This window comes from Polaromonas sp. P1_F2, assembly GCF_056405735.1.
In genome coordinates, this window is the sequence record NZ_JBFUBN010000004.1 from 397,967 (window position 1) to 414,733 (window position 16,767).

Consider the following 16,767-nt stretch of genomic DNA (forward strand, 5'->3'; position numbering starts at 1 on the left):
CTGACCAACCCATGGAGAAACCGTGACATCACCTGCTTATATGCCTACGCCTGCCGACGCGGCTATGAATGCCCTGAGGAACCAGCGCATCGATATCACCCAGCAAGCCTCCCTGAACTACTGGGTCGCCGCGCTGGCCTGCAGTGAACTCGAATTGCGCGTGGCCGTGGCCGAAGTCGGCCCCGCAGCCAAGGACGTGAGCAATGAACTCGGGAGGGTGTTATGAGCGCCATGCCTCCCACGCTGCCCCTGCCGCCCGGGCCGCTCGCGGTCCGCGTCAAAGAGCCATCGGTCGGCTTGTTTTACTGGGTGGTTACGCAGTTGTCCATCGATGAGCGCGGCGCCGATGTCCGCATCGAAGGTTCCGACCATCCCTATCCGACACATGAGGCCGCCCTGCATGCCGGCGCCGCCTGCCTGAAGGCGCTCAAAGCCAGCACTTTCCAGCCGCAGGGCCCGCATTAGGGGCCACGGTTGCGGGCCTGTCAGTCGCCTTTAAGGCGCTTTAACGCCTGCACCCACATATCGCTGTACATCACCCAGTCGCCCATGAAGCTGTAAAGCGGCCGTTTGAAGGACGCGGGTTTGTTCTTCTCAAACCCGAAGTGGCCTATCCAGGCAAAACCGTAACCGCACAGCAGGCCGGCCAGCCACCACCACGGGTTGCGGGTGGCGACCAGGGCCGCCAGGCACAGCAGCGTGAGGCTGGAGCCGACGAAGTGCAGGCGGCGGCAGGTCGGGTTGCGGTGCTCGTTGAGATAGAACGGATAGAAGCTCGCGAAGGAATCGAAGCTCCGCGGGTCTACAGGTGGGCTGGCGGGCGGGGTGGGCAGGCCGGCTTGCGCCTCTTCGCTGTGCGTGGTCGTGGTGTCCATGGTGTGTCTCCTGCGCCGGGCTACCGTCGTGATAGCCACGTGTCGCTCACCATTTTGCGGGCGTCGCCATAATAGTCAATCCCTCGTGTCTCCCGCTTCAGGCGGCGTTTTCCTGCATGTCTCTTCTTCCAACGCCGCCAGCGGCATCGCCCGGCCCGGATTCTCCGGTCCACTGGGTCATCTGCCTGTGCGCCGACTGGTGCGGCCTGTGCCGCGACTACGGCGAACTCTTTGCGGACATGGCGGGGCGCTACCCCGGCAGCCGCTTTGCCTGGCTGGACATTGAAGACCAGGCCGAACTGGTCGGCGACATCGAGGTGGAAACCTTTCCCACGCTGCTGGTCGCCGATGCGGGCGGCACGCGTTTTCTCGGGCCCTTGCTGCCGCATGCGCAGACCCTGTCGCGCCTGCTCGACTCACTGGCGCAGCCAGGAGGCCAGCCCGCCACGCCCCACCTGCCTTCAACCCGGGCCTTGCTGCAGGCCCTTGCGGCGGCGCCGCAGCACTGGATAAGCGCTACCTGAACTAGGCGACGGAAAACGCCGCTTTCAGGAAACCCCTGAAGCGCGCACGGCCGCCGCGCGTGGGATGGCTGGTCAAACGATAGCCCGGGAAGCGCTGGAGAAATCGGCCAATGGCGATACGGCCTTCGAGCCGCGCCAGGCTGAGCCCGGCGCACTGGTGGATGCCGAAACCAAAGGCCAGGTGGCGGTTGTCCCGGCGTGCCAGGTCCAGTTCGTCGGGCTGTGCAAACTGCGCCGGGTCGCGGTTGGCCGCGCCTATGCACAAGGTCAGCAGGCTGCCTGCGGGCAGCTTCACGCCGCCTATCTCGGCATCCACCAGCGCGCGTCGGTTGCTGAGCTGGTTCGACGACTCAAAGCGCAGGAACTCATCGACGGCCGGCACCAGCAGCGCCTCGAGTCCCTGTGCGTCCAACCCTCTCATGCCCGACAGCAGGCCGGCCAGGGCGGCCGGCCGCTCCTGCAGCGCCACCAGTGCATTGCCGATCAGGTTGGTGGTGGTTTCATGGCCGGCGTTGAGGATGAACACGCAGTTCTGCAGCAACTCGGTTTCGCTGAGCTGCTCACCCGTTCCCTCGCTGCCGATCAGCCGTGTCAGCACGTCATGCTCCGGGTCGCCCGGATGCCGGCGGCGATCCGCCACCAGGTCCCTGAGGTAGGCCGTGAACTCGCGCACGCTCTGGTTGCCCAGGGCCTCCTGCTCGGGCGTCAGCCTGGGTTCCAGCGCGCCCAGTATCGCCAGCGACCAGCCGCGCAGCGGCGCGCGGTCCGCGTGCGGCACGCCCAGCAGGTTGCCGATGATCTCCACCGGGATGGCCGAGGCGAAATCCTCCACGAGGTCGCCGCCGCCATTGGCCTCCATCGCATCCAGCAGGCCGTCGACCAGCGTCACCAGACCGGGCTCCATGTCGGCGATCGCGCGCCGCGTCAGCGCACCCATGATGAGCTTACGCACGCGCGTGTGCAGCGGTGGGTCGTTGAACACCAGGCTGGTGGTGTGGTGCTCGAAGAGTGCGGAGGCCGCGCCGTATTTCGGTTCGAACTCCACTTTTTTGTCGGAGCTGAAAGTCTGTGCGTCGCGGTAAACCGACACCAGGTCGGCGTGGCGTGTCAGGAAGAAGGAGCCGTCGGGCATGCGCCTGACCGGCTCGGTCTCGCGCAGCGCGGCATACACCGGATAGGGGTTGGCGTAAAAATCCGGGGGCAGGGCGCGCAGGTCCAGCGCCGCCGCGATTTCGCGCGCACGGGCTTTGGCCATCGGCGGCGTGGCGATGAAGGGTGGCAGGGCGGTCACGGTGCTCCCCTCAAAGGTTGCCGGCAAACAGCTTGCGCAAAAACATTTTCTTGAAGCTGGTGGCGTCGTCCAGTCCCAGCCGCTGCAGGTAAGCCGGCGGGGCCTCGCGCGTGCCGGCCAGGCTCTTGAGCACCATGGCGACCAGCTCCACGGGATGCCGCGTGGCCTGCTGCATTTTCCGCAACGCGGTCACCATCTCGATCTCGCCTTCGGTCAGGTCGGTGCCGAAGGGAAAGTCGGGCAGCAGGCCTGATTGCCGCCAGGGCTGCAGGCGGGCGTGCAGCACCTCGGGCAGATTCTGGCGGTACTGTTCCGGCACTTCATAGTTCGCGTCCAGCTTGCCGGCGGCCTTGGCCTGCGCCACCAGCGCGTCCTGGAAGCGCGAATCTGCAACCGCGACCAGCCGTTTGACGACTTCACCGTCGGGCTGGGCCCGCAGGTCGGCCACGCCGTATTCGGTGATCACCACGTCGCGCAGATGGCGCGGGATGGTGCCGTGGCCGTAGTTCCAGACCAGCGTGCTGCGCAGGCCGTCCTTGTGCTCGTAGCTGGCGCGCAGCATCAGGATGGAGCGTGCGTCGGGCAGCGCATGCGCCATGGCCACGAAGTTGTACTGACCGCCCACACCTGAAACGACCTGGCCCGACTCCAGCCCGTCCGACACGGCCGCGCCCAGCAGCGTGACCATCATGGTGGTGTTCATGAAGCGGGCCTTGCGGCGCTGCGCCGCCTTGAGCGCGCTGCGGCCGTGGAGCTGGTTGATGAAATCGATGCGCGTCATGGCGATGCGGTCCAGCGCCTCGGGCGGCATGTTGCGCAGCCCTTCGTAAAAGTCGGTCGGGCCCAGGAAGAAGCCGCCGTGCAGTACCACGCCGCCGGCCAGGCGCCGGCCCAGGCCGCCCGCGTCCCGCAGCGCCGTGCGCACCGCGGCATCGTCCAGCCGGTTGGGGATGCGCTGTCCCTGGACGTCCAGGTCGCCGTCGGCGCCGAGGCTGACCTCGGCCGTGAGCACACCCATTGTCTGCAGAAAGGCCAGGTCCTGCGCATCCAGCGCGGGCCGGATGCGCCCGGCTTCCAGCAGCGCGGCCAGGGTGTCGGGGGTGACGGCCAGGCCAGGTATCCGGCTGTCGTTGACCAGGCGCTGCACGGCCTCGTCGTCAAACACCTCGCGGCGCAGGATGCCGGCCCGCATGAGCTGCAGGAAGCCGTTGACGAACATTTCCGAGCAGCCGTAGAGGCCTTGTTCAAAGCCGCCCAGTTCGCGGCCGTCCAGGCTGCCGGGGCCGTTGGGGCATAGAGCGGCCATGATGCCGCGGTAGTCGGCGTTGGCGCGCTCGCGCACGATCAGGGCCTGGGCGATCGCATCGCCCAGCGCGCCTATGCCGATCTGCAGCGTGCCGCCGTCCGCCACCAGGCTGGCCGCGTGCAGGCCTATGGCGTAGTCGGCTGTGGCAACCTTGCCGTTGGGCGGCGCGAACAGGGTGTGCGTGGCGGTGGCATCGGTCACCACCACGTCAAAAAACCCCGGCGGCGTGATCGCCGGCCCGGGCATAAAGGGCAGTTGCCGGTTGATCACGCCCACCTTCAGCAGCGGCCGGCCGTTTTCGGCCTGGCGCTGCGCCAGCTCAAACGTCACGTCGGGGTTGCTCGACAGCGAAAGCTCGGTGCCGTTCGCCGTGTCACGCGCCGCCACCGCCTGCGCGATCACGTTCACGCCGAGTACGCCCATGTCGCGCGCCACAAAGGTGTAGTTGGTCGAGATATAGGCCTGCTGCGCGCGCTCGTTGCCGAGGTAGTCGCCGGTCTTGAAGAAGAACTCGCTAACCTCGATGTGCGGCGGCAGCGTGCCGGCGCGCAGGTCCTTGACGTAGTCGAGGTCGGGGTAGTCCTTGAACACGCGCTCCACCAGCGGCGCCAGGAAGTGCTGCTCCAGCTCGCTGGCGCCTTCCGGCTTTTCCAGCGACAGCGCGGTGATGATCTTCAGGCGCCGGGGCTTCGCATCGCCGCCCATGGCCTTGATGCGGCGGTAGAGCAGGTTCACGAAGGGGTTGGGCTTGCCTATGCCCAGCGGCAGGCCGAGCACGATGTCGCCTTCCACCGTGGCGAGCACGTGTTCGACCGCCTGCGCGAGCGTGGGGATGACGAGGGATGCGGCCATGCGGCGGGTCAAGTGGATTGAAGGAAATCGCGGATCGCGAACAGCGTGGCCTCCGGCGTCTCGCTCATCTGGTGGTGACCCACCGGCAGGCTGGCGACGCTGACTTTTTTGCCGCTGTCTCTGGCCTTGTTGACCAGGGCCTGCGCGGCTTTCGGGGTCGTCATCTGGTCCTGCGCGCCCAGGACGAACAGCACCGGGCAACTGAGCTGGGCCATGGCGGCGTCGCCGTTGGCATAGCTGTCGCAGGCCTTGAAGCCGCGGTGGAACACATTGGCTTTGGTGTTGCTGGCCAGCACGCGCCGGCCCAGCGCCATGCTGGCGCCATGCACCCAGCTGCCGGCGCCCAGCGGCGGCGCCAACGTGCTGCGTGAAAACACATTGACCATGTTCAGCGCCTTCATCGGCTCGTTGAGCGCGGCGTCCAGCAAAGCCTGCGAGACCTTCATGGGAAAAGCCGTGCCCACCAGCACCAGATGGCTCACTCGCTCTTTGAGCCGCGAAGCCGCTTCCAGCGCGATCAGCGAGCCCCAGCTATGGCCGACCAGGGCGGCGCGCCGCACGCCGGCGGCGTCCAGCAGTGCCGTGACAAAGTCCGCGGCTTCTTCCACCGAAGACGGTGCTTCGCCTGCGCTTTTGCAATGCCCGGGCAGGTCGACCGCCAGCACATTCCAGCCGTGGTTGGCCAGGTAGCGTGTCTGAAAAATCCACACGCTATGGTCGTTCAGCACGCCGTGGATGAATACCACCGTGGGTTTGGCGGCGTCAAAAGGCTTGCCGCCGGTGTAGCAATAGGTTTTGTGGCCGTTGACATCGAGGTACATGCTCAGGCCCCCGCTTTCACGGCCGCTTTTTCAGCCGCCTTGAGGGCGCGCTTGAGGTCGTCCACCAGGTCGTCCGGGTCTTCCAGGCCGATGGACAGGCGTATCGTGCCCTGTGTGATGCCGCCGGCCGCCAGCGCCTCGTCCGTCATGCGGAAGTGGGTGGTGCTGGCCGGGTGGATGACCAGGCTGCGGCAGTCGCCGACATTGGCCAGGTGGCTGAAGACCTTGAGCGCCTCGATGAAAGCCTTGCCCTGCTCGCGGTTGCCCTTGATGTCGAAACTGAAGACTGAACCCGCGCCGCGCGGCAGCAGCTTCTTCGCGAGCGCGTGGCTGGGATGGGATTCGAGCATGGGATGGCCCACGCGCGAGACCAGCGGGTGGCTGGCCAGGAATTGCACGACTTTTTCGGTGTTGCCCATGTGCCGCGCCATGCGCAGCGGCAGGGTTTCGATGCCTTGCAGGATCAGCCAGGCCGTGTGCGGGCTCATGCAGGCGCCGAAGTCGCGCAGGCCCTCGCGCCGCGCGCGCAGCAAAAAGGCACCCACCGTGCTTTCCTCGCTGAACACCATGTTGTGGAAACCGTCGTAGGCTTCGGTCAGTTCGGCGAATTTGCCGGATTTTTCCCAGTCGAAGCTGCCGCCATCCACCACGATGCCGCCGATGACGGTGCCGTGCCCGCTCAGGAACTTGGTGGCCGAGTGGTAGACCAGGTCGGCTCCATGCTCAAAGGGCTTGATCAGCCAGGGCGAGGTCAGGGTGGAATCCACCAGCAGCGGTACGCCCGCTTCATGGGCCAGGGCCGACACCGCCGGGATGTCCAGCACGTCCAGCCCGGGGTTGCCCACGGTTTCGCCGAAGAACAGCTTGGTAGTGGGCCGGACCGCGGCGCGCCAGCCGTCCAGGTCGCCGGGCTTCACGAAAGTTGTGTCGATTCCGAAGCGGCGCATCGTGTAGTGCAGCAGGTTCTGGCTGCCGCCGTAGAGCGCCGTCGAGGCCACGATGTGTGAGCCCGCGCCCATCAGCGTGGCGATGGACAGGTGCAGCGCGGCCTGGCCGCTGGCGGTGGCGATCGCGCCTATGCCGCCTTCCAGCGCCGATACCCGCTGCTCCAGCACCGCGTTGGTCGGGTTGCTGATGCGCGAATAGACGTGGCCCGCGCGCTCCAGGTTGAACAGGCTGGCCGCATGCTCGCTGGATTCGAAAACGAAGGAGGTGGTCAGATGGATGGGCACGGCGCGCGCGCCCGTGGCCGGGTCGGGCGAGGCGCCCGCATGCAGCGCGAGGGTGTCGAATCCGGGATCGGAATAACCGGGCATGGGTTTGTCTCCAGTCAGAAAAAAGTGGCCGTACGCGGGGAAATTGTTGCAACCAGCCGTTTGATTGTGGGCTATATTTAAACTGAATTCCCCCTCTCACCGCGCGGCGGTGGGACAATGAGGGCCATGTTGGCAGCACAACCGAGGAGATCGCCATGAAGGTTCTAGACATACTGCGCGTTAAGGGCAACACGCTTTACACCGTCCAGCCTGACGAACCCCTGGCCAAGGCCACCCAGATCATGGCCGACAAAGACATAGGCTCGCTGGTCGTCATGGAGCACGGCGACCTGGTCGGCATGCTGACCTTTCGCGAGGTCATCGTCTGTATCGTCAAGAACGGCGGCGAGATCGGCAGCACGCTGGTGCGCACCGCCATGGACGACCACCCGCTGACCTGCACCTCCGAGACAGAACTCGACGAAGTCCGCCGCATGATGCTGGAGCGCCACGCCCGCTACATGCCGGTGATGAACCAGAAGGTGCTGATGGGCGTCATCAGCCTCTACGACGTCGCCAAGGCCGTGGTCGACAGCCAGAATTTCGAGAACAAGATGCTCAAGGCCTACATCCGCGACTGGCCGGCCGAAGACGCCGCCGACCACAACTGAAGAAGCCTGCGGCCGGCATCCCGCCGGGCCGCCCATTTTGAAATAACAGCAACAACAAGTCGGTGCGCAAGGCATCGGGACAAGCGGGAGCAGGGGTGAGCGACAAGCGTGATGCCGGCGGGCAGCTGTTTTACGCATCCCTGTTTTTCTCCCGGCTCGCCGACCAGATCCTGCTCTTCCTCGTGCCCCTGGTGGTGTTTGAGACCACCGGCAGCGTCGCCTGGTCCGGCATCGCCTTCACCCTCGAGACCCTTCCGCGCTTCCTGGCCTTTCCTGTCTGCGGCGCGCTCTGCGACCGCGTCTCGCCGCTCAAGCTGCTGCGCATCAGCCAGCTGTACCGCGCGCTGGTGTGCATTGCCGGGGTGATTGCCTTCCAGTGGGCTGGCGGCGTCGGCTGGCTGATCGCGCTGTCGGCCGTTTGCGGCGTGCTGACGACCCAGGGCCTGATGGCCCGTGAGGTCATGCTGCCGCAGATCTTCCGCCAGCATCGTTTTGAAAAGGTACTGGCCCATGCGCAGATCGCCGACCAGCTCGGCATGGTGTTGGGCCCCTTGCTGGCCTCGCTGCTGCTGCGCTGGATGCCTTGGCCCATGGTGGTCGGCGCGACGGCGGTATTCTTCCTGATCGCCGACGGCGCCGTGACCTTGTGGCATCGGCGAAACGCCGTCGTGCTGGCCGCGCCCGAGCCGGCACCGGGCCACTGGACCACACCCGTCCGCACCGCGTTCTCTCACGTACTGCATTTGCCCGGCCTCAAGAAAGTCATCGCACTCGCGGCTGGCGTCAACCTGGTGATAGGCGTCACGCTGGCCACCTCGGCCGCCATGGTCACCGGCCTGCTGCAACGCTCCGCCGGCGACTACGCCGTGCTGCAAACGGCAGGTGCCATAGCCACCGTCATCATCCTGCTGTTCATCGCTCGCAGCGTGCTGTCGCTGCGTATCCTGGGCCTGGTGTCTTACACCGTGATGCTGGCCGGCGGCCTGCTGACCGGGCTGGCCCCTAATTTCTGGATCTACACCGCCGGGTTCTTGCTGGTGATTGGCTTTGACAAGATGTTCAATGTCTATATCCGCAGCTTGCGGCAGAAGCTCATTCCGCCCAAGGACCTGGGCAAGACCACCGGTGTGATCGTGATGCTTAACAATTTGTCGCAGCCGCTGGCGGGGATGTTGGTGGGGGTGTTTGCCGGGGTGATGGAGGGGCGGGGGGTAATTTTGGGGTTGGTTCTGGTGATGGGGTTGATTGGGGGTGGGGCTGCTTGGAATGGACGGGGAAGGTGAGCCAGGTCTTGCTCCGGCCTTGGCGCTTTTTGCTGAGTTCTGCTGGCCGGGGGTTGCCCGGCAGCAAGTAACTTTCTTTTGCTTCGCCAAAAGAAAGTCACCAAAGAAAAGGCGACCCGCAGTCTGGGTCCCCTACGCTGCGCTTCGGGGCAACCTGCGGTGCTCGACTACGGCGGGGTCTCGCGCAAACTCGCTTCGCTCAGACAAGCGCGATCCCTGATCCGCCTACGTCTGCGCTCCTCGGCCCAGCCAGGACGGGGCAATCGGGAGCGGGGACAGAAGACAGAAATACCAGCAAGGCAAATACAAACAAGGACACGCCTTGGCGTGTCCTTGTTTCTTCAAGTATTCGGTTTTCTGTCTTCGGCTGTTGGGAATTCCTTCCCCACCCCTTGTGGATGCGCCGAGGAGCGCAGGGCCAGACGGATCAGGGATCGCGTTGTTTGAGCGAAGCGAGTTTAGCGAGACCCCGTCTGGACCGAGCACCGCAGGTTGCCCGTAGCGCAGCGGAGGGACGCAGCAACCAGGGTCGCCTTTTCTTTTGCTTACTTTTCTTTTGGCGAAGCAAAAGAAAAGTGAGTAGCCGCCGGGCTACCCCCGGCCAACCGCCCTCAGCAAAGAACACAGAGGAGAGGAAGCGCGCAGCCGGCGCAAGACCGGCCCCCACCCTCAGCCGAGGCTGGAATGAATCATCTCCCTAACCCGCGGATAAATCTGCTGATTCCACTTCCGCCCACTGAACACCCCATAGTGCCCAACCCCCGTCTGCACATGGTGCGTCTTCATATAAGGCCGTATCCCGGTGCACAAGTCCTGCGCCGCAACCGTTTGCCCGACGGCACAGATGTCGTCACGCTCACCCTCCACCGTCATCAACGCGGTGCGGCGTATGGCGGCAGGTTTCACGAGGCGGCCACGGTAGCTGAGCTTGCCCAGCGGCAAGTCGTAGGTCTGGAACACTTTCTCAACGGTCTCAAGATAGAACTCGGCGGGCAGGTCGTTGACGGCCAGGTACTCGTCGTAGAACACGCGGATGATGTTGGCCTTTTCCACGTCGCCGTCGAGCAGGTGCTGGTACATGTCCTGGAATGATTTTTTGTGCCGCTCCAGGTTCATGCTCAGGAAGGCGCTCAGTTGCACAAAGCCCGGGTAGACGCGCCGCATATACCCAGCATGCGGCAGCGGCACGTGGCTGATCAGGTTTTTTTCAAACCATTCAATCGGCTTGCTGGTGGCCAGCGTGTTGACGCCCGTGGGGTTCACGCGGCAGTCCACCGGGCCGGCCATCAGGGTCAGGCTGCGCGGCTGGGCCGGGTCCTCGTCTTCGGCCATGATGGCCGTCGCCGCCAGCGCCGCCACGCAGGGCTGGCACACCGCCATCACATGCGTGCCCGGGCCTATGGCCTGGGTGAAGCGGATCATGTGGTCTATGTAGTCGTCCAGTGCAAAGGGGCCGTGGCGCAGGGCCACGTCGCGCGCGTTATGCCAGTCGGTGATGTAGACGTCATGGTCCTGCAGCAGCGTGCGCACAGTCTCGCGCAGCAGCGTGGCGAAGTGGCCCGACAGCGGGGCCACCAGCAGCACCGGTGGCTGGTAGGGCAGGTCGGCCGGCGTTTCTTTCTTGAAGCGTAGCAAGGTGCCGAAAGGCATGGTCAGCACGGCCTCTTCGGTGACGGCGAGTTCGCGCTCACCGACTTTCACCGAGGTGATGCCGTAGGCCGGGCGTGAATGCGTCAGGCGCAGGCGCGAAAACACCTCCATGGACGCCGAGAACTTGCGCAGCAGGCTTCCCTCGGTTTTGCCAAGCCAGAGCGCCGCGCTGCCGCCTTGGGCCAGCAGGCGAAGCGGCGACATCAGGTCGGACTGGAGCTGGTAGGCCTGGTAAAGCATGGGTTTCCTGGCTTGGTTCGGGCTTGTGGCCCAGGTAACCGGGATGCAGGCAAGTTACGGGCCAATCGTCACCGGCTGCCCGCGCGCTGGCACAAGCCTTGCGGAGGGTTTGTCACCCCCGGGCAGTGGGGACCAACTTTGCGGTTCAAGGAGCAATCTCATGGCCAAGGCAGTCCTGACGATCAGCAGCAAAAACTACGGCGCCTGGGCGCTGCGCGGCTGGCTGCTGGCGAAGTTTGCCGGGCTGGAATTCACCGAAAAAGTGATCTCCCCCGACGACCCGGCCATGAAGGCCGAGATGCTGCTGCTGTCGTCCAGCATGCTGGTGCCCTCGTTGCAGCACGACGGCGTCAAAGTGTGGGACACGCTGGCGATTGCCGAATACCTCAATGAAATCAAGCCCAAAGCGCAGCTGTTGCCGGCGGACGTCAAGGTGCGGGCACATTGCCGCGCGGTCTGCGGCGAAATGCATTCGGGCTTTGCCTCGCTGCGCGCCGCGCTGCCCATGAACCTCAAGGCCCATTTCCCGAACTTCAAGGTCTGGTCGCGTGCGCAGGCTGACATCGACCGGGTGCTGGAGATCTGGAAGGAATGCCTCGGCTCCTATGGTGGGCCTTACCTGTTCGGCAAGCAACTGTCGGTGGCGGATGCCATGTATGCGCCTGTTGTTACTCGCTTTCTGACTTATGACGTGCCGCTGGACAAGGCTTGCGTGGCTTATTGCAAGCGGATTATGGAGTTGCCGGCTATGAAGGAGTGGGTTGCTGCGGCCAAGAAGGAGCCGGATGACATTGATGAACTTGATGCTGAGTTCTGAGGCTTGGTTTTCTGCTTAGCTCTGCTGGCCGGGGGTAGCCCGGCGGCTACTCACTTTTCTTTTGCTTCGCCAAAAGAAAAGTAAGCAAAAGAAAAGGCGACCCGCAGTCTGGGTCCCTACGCTTCGCTACGGGCAACCTGCGGTGCTCGACTACGGCGGGGTCTCGCTAAACTCGCTACGCTGCGCTTCGCTCAAACAACGCGATCCCTGATCCGCCTACGTCTGCGCTCCTCGGCCCAGCCAGGACGGGGCAAGCGGGTTCGGGTTCGGATTCGGATTCGGGAACAGGGATAGTGGCGGTTGGTTATTTCCAGGGGGTTGGGGGCGGGATGTCGCAGACGGGGTCGACGTCAATCGACTTGAAATCCGCCGGCCCGACGATCTCCAGGTATTCCATGTCGGGGGAGTAGTCGAACAGAAAGTGTTTGATGCCCGGGCGCTGGTGCACCACGTCGCCGGCCTCGACCAGGGTTTCCTTGTCTTCGTACATGAAGCGCGCCCAGCCCTTGACCATGATCACGATCTGGAAGTCCGCCTCATGGCGGTGCCATCCCGTGCCTGTTTCTGGTGCCATGTTCGCCTTCACAAGGTGCGCGATCACTTTGCCGTTGGTCGCGTCGGCAATGCCGAGATCGCGGTACAGGAAAAAATCGCGCAAACCGCCGGAAACAAACTGCGTGTCGCCGGGCTTGACGTGGGAAAACTTGCTTGCGGTGCGGTCCAGCATGGGGTGCTCCTGTTCCATCAAGACATCCAATTCAGGATTGGTGCGGTGCAGCAAGCAGGAAGTGTTCCAGAGCCAAGGAACGATGGGCCTCATTGCGAGAATGTCAAATGGGAATAGTCTGACGCAACGCTATAGTTCAGAAAAGCCACACGTCGCGTCTATACGATCCGAAGGGCCGTGGCACGGCGTTCCCCCGGTGCATCGCTTACTTTCAACGTCAAATCGCTTTGAACCCTCCTCTAACCATTGCCGAAATTGTTGTCTCGTTTGTGCCGGTTCTGCTGCCCGTTTGCGTCTTCGTTGTGTTTAAAAAGCGCCGGCAGGTCGGCACCTCAACGTTTGAAGACAGTAATTTTCCTGAGCAGAGTCCCGAATACATACCGTTGCTGGCAACGCGTTCGTTCTGGACGATTTTTTGTGTGCTTGTCGGATTTGCAGCCACGTGGGCCTTGGGCAACGCCGTCTGGGACGCAATACAGATGGGCGAGGTGTCACTACCCGGCCGCCGTGGACACCCCAGGCCCGTTGTCCCTTGGGTGAACGCGTGGGCGTACTTTCTTGGATTGTCTTTGATGGCTGGAGCTCTGCTGGGCTCTCGATGTTTGAAGAGGAACGGCGCGAATTACACCCTGTATGCGTTAGGCTTGACGATAGTCACTTGTCTGGGATACGTCCTCTTTTTTCTCTCCAGAGTACTGAGTTCGTTAACGCTCACAGGCCTTTTTGTATGCGCTGTCGGTTCCGTAGCGGGCGTGTTGTACGTCGACAGAAAATATGGCCGCATTCGCGCATTTATTCTGGGAGTTGCCGCCATGGCACTGTTTGTGTTGCTTTTACAGGTAGCGGTTTAAGTCTTTCCCCGCATTGATTCATAACGGCGGTGCTGCTTCGTCGCGAGTGGCCGGTTTTTCAGCGGCATCCTGTTCCTGCGCTCCCCGTCCCCTCTGGGATAATCCCCCCATGAGCGGAAATACCCTAGGCACCCTATTCGCAGTCACCAATTTCGGTGAATCCCACGGCCCGGCCATTGGCTGCGTGATTGACGGCTGTCCGCCGGGCATGGAACTGAGCGAGGCCGACATCCAGGTCGAGCTGGACCGCCGCCGCCCGGGCACCAGCCGCCACGTAACGCAGCGCAACGAGCCTGATGCCGTCGAGATACTCTCCGGCGTCTATCAGGGCAAGACCACCGGCACCCCCATCTGCCTGCTGATCCGCAACACCGACCAGCGCAGCAAGGACTACAGCAACATCCTGGAAACCTTCCGTCCCGGCCATGCCGATTACAGCTACCTGCACAAATACGGCCTGCGGGACCCGCGCGGCGGCGGCCGATCCTCGGCGCGGCTGACGGCGCCCACGGTGGCGGCCGGCGCCGTCGCCAAAAAATGGTTGTTCGAAAAATACGGAACGGTGTTTCGCGGCTGCATGACGCAGGTCGGCGATGAGGTCATTCCGTTCGAGTCCTGGGAGCACGTGCCGAACAACCCGTTTTTTGCGCCGGTGGCCGACGTGTCAAAGCTTGAAAACTACATGGACGCCTTGCGCAAGGCGGGCGACTCCTGCGGCGCGCGCATACGTGTCACGGCTTCCGGCGTGCCGGTCGGCCTGGGCGAGCCGCTGTACGACAAGCTGGATGCCGACATTGCCTTTGCCATGATGGGCATCAATGCGGTCAAGGGCGTTGAAATCGGCGCGGGTTTTGCCAGCGTCACGCAGCGCGGCACCACGCATGGTGATTCGCTGACGCCTGAAGGCTTTCTGTCCAACAACGCCGGCGGTGTACTGGGCGGCATCAGCACCGGCCAGGACCTGGAAGTCTCGATCGCAATCAAGCCGACCAGTTCCATCATCACGCCGCGCCAGTCGATCGACACGGCCGGCAATCCGGCCGAAGTGGTGACCAAGGGCCGACATGATCCCTGCGTGGGCATACGCGCCACGCCGATTGCCGAAGCGTTGCTGGCGCTGGTGGTGATGGAGCATGCGCTGCGCCAGCGTGCGCAAAACGCTGATGTCGTCGTTACGACGCCCGATATCAGCCGCTCAAAGAAGTAATTTCAAGGCTCGGGCGGCGCAGCCCGAAACGGGTTAAAGCCGGTGATCAGCGCGGTGGCCGACAGCACCAGGATGCAGCCGGGCAGCATGCTGGCCGTCACCGGCTCGCCGAGGAACAGCCCGCCCCAGGTCACACCGAACAGCGGGATCATGAAGGCCGCCGACGTGGCGGCGCTGGCCGGGATCTCGCGCATCAGCCGCATGCTGATCCAGTACATAAAACCCGAGGTCAGCGTGCCCAGCACCGTCACGGCCGCGACGGCGCCCGGCGTCAGGACGGCCGAGGGCGCGGCGATCCCGCCCGGTATGAGCAGGATCAGGGCCGCGGCAATGTGCACCACCGCCGACGAGGGCAGGGGTGAATAGGCCATGGTGGCGCGCTTCATGAGGATGGCGCCGAAGCCGTAGCTGGCCGACGCGGCCACACAGGCCAGCGCCGCCAGCACCACCCGGGGCGTGACGGCGACCGGGCCCAGCTGCACCAGCAGCGTGACACCAGCAAAGCCGACCGCGCAGCCGAGCAGGCGGATGCGGGTGAGTTTTTCCTCGCCCGCCAGCGCGGCGGCCATCACGCCGAAAAGCGGCGCCGTGGCATTGAGCACCGCCGAGTAGCCCGACGGGATGACCAGCGCGGCCCAGTTGTACAGCACAAAAGGAATCACCACCGACAGCATGCTCAGCAGCGCCAGCCGGGGCCACGCCTCGCGTGGCGGCCACTGGCCGCGCAGCCTGCTCATCAGCAGGCCCAGCACGATCGCCGCCAGGGTGCAGCGGGTGGCCGCCACCACCCACGGCCCCAGGGTGGGACTGGCGATACGCAGCAGGGGAAATGATGCGCCCCAGAGGGCGGACATCGCGATGAGCTGGAGGAAGTGTCGGGTTTGCATGAAACGCCGCGCGGGCGGCAACAAAAGCGGCGATGGGAAAGATGGCTGGCTTGATTGTGCAAGATTCGGCCTCAAGCTGCAGCGGCCGCAAGGCATGGCTGGGGTGAAGGCGCGAATCTTTCCTACACAGCACCCGGCCCGGGCCGCCCTAAATGGAGGTTTTCACCCATCCACTTTCACCCATCCACTTTTGAGGAAGCGCCATGCCCAAAACCACTCCCTCTTCACGGACGTCCTCCACGCGCCCATCCGCACGCGCGGAGCCCGTCACCGCCAAACAGCAAAAAATCCAGCGCGAACAGGACAGCAAGGACGAGACCAAACGCGCCGAGCGCGAAGCCACTGCCGGCAAGCAGAAAAAAGCCGTGCAAGCCGGCCTGCGGGACTATCCCGAGCCGCCGCTGCCGAAGCAGCACCTGCGCAAGCCGGGCCTGGAAGCCGAAATGGAACTCAAGCCGCAATTCATGGCGCCGGGCTACAAAGGCAGTGGCAAGCTCGAGGGCCTGACCGCGCTGGTTACCGGCGCCGACTCCGGCATTGGCCGTGCCGTGGCCGTGCTGTTCGCGCGCGAAGGCGCCGACGTGGCCGTGGCCTACCTGAGTTCCGACCAGGACGCGAAAGAGACAAAACGCTGCATCGAAGCCGAAGGCCGGCGCTGCGTGCTGATCGCGGGCGACGTCAAGGACGCGGCCTTCTGCCGCGAAGCGGTCAAGAAAACCGTCAAGTCCCTAGGCAAACTCGACATCCTCGTCAACAACGCCGCCTTCCAGGAGCATGCCGAGTCGCTCGAAGACCTGACGGAAGAGCGCTTTGACGAAACCCTGCGTACCAATGTGTACGGTTACTTCCACATGGCCAAGGCAGCGCTGCCGCACTTGAAGCAGGGTTCCTGCATCATCAACACCGGCTCGGTGACCGGGCTGGAGGGCAGCGCCAAATTGCTCGACTATTCGGCGACCAAGGGCGCCATCCACGCCTTCACCAAGGCGCTGGCCAGCAACCTGATCGACAAAGGCATACGCGTCAACGCCGTGGCTCCCGGCCCGGTCTGGACACCGCTGAACCCGGCCGACTCGCCGGCCGACATGGTCCAGAACTTCGGCAAGAAGACCGACATGCGGCGGCCCGCGCAACCTGAAGAGCTTTCTCCTGCTTATGTGTTCCTGGCGTCGCCGGTGTGTTCGAGCTATATCACCGGGATTGTTTTGCCTGTTACTGGGAGTGTTGGAGCGGTTTGATTTTTTTGCCTCCGGGGCGGGGCTGGTTTTTGCTCCGGCGGTGCGCTCGCTGCTGAGTGTTGCTGGCCGGGGTCGCCCGGCGGCGACTCACTTTTCTTTGCTTCGCCAAAGAAAAGTAAGCAAAAGAAAGGCGACCCGCAGTCTGGGTCCCTACGCTTCGCTTCGGGCAACCTGCGGTGCTCGAGCCAAGCGGGGTCCGGCTAAACTCGCTTCGCTCAGACAACGCCGGCCCTGATCCGCTTGTCTCTGCGCTCCTCGGCCCAGCCAGGAC

The 16,767-nt window shown here is 64.1% G+C and carries 17 protein-coding genes; 9 read left to right on the forward strand and 8 right to left on the reverse strand.

What is annotated here, in order from left to right:
• Nucleotides 1-22 precede the first annotated feature (22 nt).
• Both AC1D0O_RS11505 and AC1D0O_RS11510 read left to right on the forward strand, forming a co-directional pair.
• Entirely contained in the window at nucleotides 23-226 is a 204-nt protein-coding gene (locus AC1D0O_RS11505) for a DUF3606 domain-containing protein (RefSeq protein ID WP_477653654.1), read from the forward strand.
• Nucleotides 223-465: a hypothetical protein gene (locus AC1D0O_RS11510; protein WP_477653655.1), complete on the forward strand. Its 243-nt coding sequence runs from the start codon at nucleotides 223-225 to the stop codon at nucleotides 463-465. The genes AC1D0O_RS11505 and AC1D0O_RS11510 overlap by 4 nt, the downstream gene beginning before the upstream one ends.
• Nucleotides 466-485: 20 nt before the next feature.
• Here the strand turns inward: AC1D0O_RS11510 and AC1D0O_RS11515 are convergent, their stop codons facing one another.
• Nucleotides 486-875, reverse strand: a complete 390-nt coding sequence (locus tag AC1D0O_RS11515; protein WP_477653656.1) for an Mpo1-like protein — start codon at nucleotides 873-875, stop codon at nucleotides 486-488.
• A 116-nt stretch (nucleotides 876-991) separates the two neighbouring features.
• On the opposite strand from AC1D0O_RS11515, the gene AC1D0O_RS11520 reads away from it, so the two are divergent.
• The gene (locus AC1D0O_RS11520) at nucleotides 992-1,399 is read left to right on the forward strand and encodes a thioredoxin family protein (protein WP_477653657.1); all 408 of its coding nucleotides are present in this window, start codon (nucleotides 992-994) and stop codon (nucleotides 1,397-1,399) included.
• Between the two features lies 1 nt (nucleotide 1,400).
• Here AC1D0O_RS11520 and AC1D0O_RS11525 read toward each other — a convergent pair whose 3' ends face one another.
• From AC1D0O_RS11525 to AC1D0O_RS11540, 4 genes are read right to left on the reverse strand one after another with little or no spacing between them, the layout of a single operon-like run.
• The gene (locus AC1D0O_RS11525; RefSeq protein WP_477653679.1) at nucleotides 1,401-2,654 is read right to left on the reverse strand and encodes a cytochrome P450; all 1,254 of its coding nucleotides are present in this window, start codon (nucleotides 2,652-2,654) and stop codon (nucleotides 1,401-1,403) included.
• Nucleotides 2,655-2,700: 46 nt separating this feature from the next.
• Nucleotides 2,701-4,848, reverse strand: coding sequence for an acetyl-CoA hydrolase/transferase C-terminal domain-containing protein (locus AC1D0O_RS11530; RefSeq protein ID WP_477653658.1), 2,148 nt, complete (start codon nucleotides 4,846-4,848; stop codon nucleotides 2,701-2,703).
• An 8-nt stretch (nucleotides 4,849-4,856) separates the two neighbouring features.
• Nucleotides 4,857-5,669: an alpha/beta fold hydrolase gene (locus AC1D0O_RS11535; protein WP_477653659.1), complete on the reverse strand. Its 813-nt coding sequence runs from the start codon at nucleotides 5,667-5,669 to the stop codon at nucleotides 4,857-4,859.
• A 2-nt stretch (nucleotides 5,670-5,671) separates the two neighbouring features.
• Nucleotides 5,672-6,985 carry an O-acetylhomoserine aminocarboxypropyltransferase gene (locus AC1D0O_RS11540; RefSeq protein WP_477653660.1) on the reverse strand — a complete coding sequence of 438 codons (1,314 nt, stop codon included), beginning with the start codon at nucleotides 6,983-6,985 and terminating at the stop codon, nucleotides 5,672-5,674.
• A 155-nt stretch (nucleotides 6,986-7,140) separates the two neighbouring features.
• Between AC1D0O_RS11540 and AC1D0O_RS11545 the strand changes: the two genes are divergently transcribed.
• Both AC1D0O_RS11545 and AC1D0O_RS11550 read left to right on the forward strand, forming a co-directional pair.
• A complete protein-coding gene (locus tag AC1D0O_RS11545; RefSeq protein ID WP_436157649.1) occupies nucleotides 7,141-7,596 on the forward strand; it encodes a CBS domain-containing protein in 456 nt (151 codons plus the stop codon).
• A 95-nt stretch (nucleotides 7,597-7,691) separates the two neighbouring features.
• Entirely contained in the window at nucleotides 7,692-8,879 is a 1,188-nt protein-coding gene (locus tag AC1D0O_RS11550; protein WP_477653661.1) for an MFS transporter, read from the forward strand.
• A 669-nt stretch (nucleotides 8,880-9,548) separates the two neighbouring features.
• On the opposite strand, the gene AC1D0O_RS11555 is transcribed toward AC1D0O_RS11550, so the two are convergent.
• Nucleotides 9,549-10,769: a polyhydroxyalkanoate depolymerase gene (locus tag AC1D0O_RS11555; RefSeq protein ID WP_477653662.1), complete on the reverse strand. Its 1,221-nt coding sequence runs from the start codon at nucleotides 10,767-10,769 to the stop codon at nucleotides 9,549-9,551.
• A gap of 160 nt (nucleotides 10,770-10,929) precedes the next feature.
• Here AC1D0O_RS11555 and AC1D0O_RS11560 point away from each other — a divergent pair, with 160 nt between their 5' ends.
• Complete coding sequence (locus AC1D0O_RS11560) at nucleotides 10,930-11,586, forward strand: glutathione S-transferase (RefSeq protein ID WP_477653663.1); 657 nt, start codon at nucleotides 10,930-10,932, stop codon at nucleotides 11,584-11,586.
• Nucleotides 11,587-11,890: 304 nt separating this feature from the next.
• Here the strand turns inward: AC1D0O_RS11560 and AC1D0O_RS11565 are convergent, their stop codons facing one another.
• Entirely contained in the window at nucleotides 11,891-12,313 is a 423-nt protein-coding gene (locus AC1D0O_RS11565; protein WP_477653664.1) for a cupin domain-containing protein, read from the reverse strand.
• Nucleotides 12,314-12,540: 227 nt separating this feature from the next.
• On the opposite strand from AC1D0O_RS11565, the gene AC1D0O_RS11570 reads away from it, so the two are divergent.
• Nucleotides 12,541-13,164, forward strand: a complete 624-nt coding sequence (locus AC1D0O_RS11570; protein ID WP_477653665.1) for a hypothetical protein — start codon at nucleotides 12,541-12,543, stop codon at nucleotides 13,162-13,164.
• A 109-nt stretch (nucleotides 13,165-13,273) separates the two neighbouring features.
• The gene (aroC, locus tag AC1D0O_RS11575; RefSeq protein WP_477653666.1) at nucleotides 13,274-14,371 is read left to right on the forward strand and encodes a chorismate synthase; all 1,098 of its coding nucleotides are present in this window, start codon (nucleotides 13,274-13,276) and stop codon (nucleotides 14,369-14,371) included.
• A gap of 2 nt (nucleotides 14,372-14,373) precedes the next feature.
• On the opposite strand, the gene AC1D0O_RS11580 is transcribed toward aroC, so the two are convergent.
• Nucleotides 14,374-15,258 (reverse strand): DMT family transporter, encoded by an 885-nt coding sequence (locus AC1D0O_RS11580; protein ID WP_477653667.1) that lies wholly within the window; start codon nucleotides 15,256-15,258, stop codon nucleotides 14,374-14,376.
• A gap of 203 nt (nucleotides 15,259-15,461) precedes the next feature.
• Between AC1D0O_RS11580 and AC1D0O_RS11585 the strand changes: the two genes are divergently transcribed.
• The gene (locus AC1D0O_RS11585) at nucleotides 15,462-16,496 is read left to right on the forward strand and encodes an SDR family oxidoreductase (protein WP_477653668.1); all 1,035 of its coding nucleotides are present in this window, start codon (nucleotides 15,462-15,464) and stop codon (nucleotides 16,494-16,496) included.
• The last annotated feature ends 271 nt before the right edge of the window (nucleotides 16,497-16,767 follow it).